1 protein-coding gene is annotated in these 1,790 nt (G+C 64.6%); it reads left to right on the top strand.

The features are described 5' to 3' along the window. The first annotated feature begins 174 nt into the window (after window positions 1–174). The gene (locus tag V5F48_RS24870; RefSeq protein ID WP_394260630.1) at window positions 175–1,731 is read left to right on the top strand and encodes an ISL3 family transposase; all 1,557 of its coding nucleotides are present in this window, start codon (window positions 175–177) and stop codon (window positions 1,729–1,731) included. Window positions 1,732–1,790 lie beyond the last annotated feature (59 nt).

Raw genomic sequence — 1,790 nt, 5'->3', positions numbered from 1 at the left:
TCGCCTCCGTCGCCGACCCGGACGGAGCACCACGCGCCGCAGTCCCGGATCGCAGGAGGGCATCATCGCCACCGCCAGACCGCTGGCGAAGGGGCACTGGTCAGTACCCCGGCTGACTCACTTCTGATGCAGTCGAGCTTAAGGCTGACGTTCGTTCTCATGGGAATCAACGTCATGCGGGGCTCATTGCGGTTGTCGTCGTTGGTGCCGGGCGGGTTGGTCGCGGGTGAAGTGGCGATCGAGGGGAACATGCTGGTGGTGACGGCACATGGTGCCGCGGTGAACGGGCAATGCCCGTCCTGCCACCAGGACTCGTCACGGCAGCACAGCCGGTATTTTCGCGTCCTCTCGGACCTGCCGGCGTCGGGCCGAGGGGTGCGCATCCGGCTCGTGGTCCGGCGCTTTCGATGCGGCACCGAGACCTGCTCAACCCGCATCTTCGCCGAGCGCTTTGGGAATGAAGTGCTTCCTGTTCGATCCCGGCGGACGGCTCGGCTCGAATGCCTCGTCCATCATCTCGGATTGGCACTCGGGGGTCGGCCGGCGGCCAGCTTCGCCAAGCGGCTGATGCTGCCCGTCAGCAATGACACCTTGCTGCGTGTCGTGCGGCGCCGGGCCCGCCCGCGAACCGAGCCTCTCACCGCCGTCGGGATCGATGACTGGGCCTTTCGCCGAAATCATCGCTATGGAACGATCATCTGCGATCTGGAGCGGCGCCGGATCGTGAAGCTCCTGCCCGACCGCGAGATCGCGACGGTCCAAGCCTGGCTTTCCGGGCATCCCGGGATCAAGGTCGTGTCGCGCGATCGCGGCGGCGGCTACGGTGAGGCAGCCGCGAGCGCCTTGCCCGACGCCATCCAGGTCGCAGATCGCTGGCATCTGATGGAGAACGCAAGCTCAGCCTTCCTCGACGCCGTGCGCAAGTCCATGCGCGCGATCCGGACCGCGATCGGAGCGACGACAATCAATCCCGACCTGCTCACCTGTGCCGAAAAGCTCCAGTACGAAGGCTATCTGCGGCGGGAAGAGACCAATGCTGCGCTGCTGGCGCTTGCGAAGGAGGGCGTGCCAGTCAAGGAGATCGTCCGACGGACGGGGCACAGCCGCAAACTCGTTCGCCAGGTCGTCCGCGGCGAGAGAACCGATGTTTTCCGGGTCCGGCAGAGCACGCTCGAGGCCCATCTGCCCTTCCTCGATGCGCAATGGTCCGATGGCTGCCGGAACGGTGCCGAGCTCTGGCGTCGTTTGAAAGGACAGGATTTCCGAGGCTCCCTGCGCGTGGTCAGCGAATGGGCGACGCGTCGTCGGCGAGCCGAGAAAGCCACGGATCAGCAGCTGCAGAAGGTGCCCTCGGCCAGAACGATCGCGCGCCTGATGACCACGGCACGCGATCATCTGAGCACAGCTGATACCGTCACGATCGCCGCCATCGAGGGAGGGGTCCCGCAACTGGTCGAGGCACGCCGCCTGATCGCGAGGTTCCACGATATGATCCGCAAGAAGATCCCGGCTGATCTCGATCCATGGATCACCGAGGCTGGTGCCAGCCTGATCGCGTCCTTCGCCGCGGGCATCGCCAAGGACAAAACCGCCGTCAGCGCCGCCACGACCGAGGCGTGGTCGAATGGCCAGACCGAGGGCCAGATCACGAAACTCAAACTGGTAAAGCGCCAGATGTACGGCAGAGCGAAAGTCGATCTTTTGGAAGCCCGATTGATCGGCGTTGCGTAGACTTACAGAACCAGCATCGAAACTGCGTCAGACCCAATCTTCCATGCCGAAACACAGTC

Origin of the sequence: Xanthobacter autotrophicus ATCC 700552, from assembly GCF_043194565.1 — a bacterium.
In the GTDB taxonomy this organism is placed as follows: domain Bacteria; phylum Pseudomonadota; class Alphaproteobacteria; order Rhizobiales; family Xanthobacteraceae; genus Xanthobacter; species Xanthobacter autotrophicus_F.
Note: the sequence above shows the minus strand (reverse complement) of the source record. Positions and strands in the feature narration are given on the sequence as shown.

Coding starts and splice junctions, on each gene's coding strand:
- V5F48_RS24870 (WP_394260630.1), top strand. CDS start 175: ATGCGGGGCTCATTGCGGTTGTCGTCGTTGGTGCCGGGCGGGTTGGTC.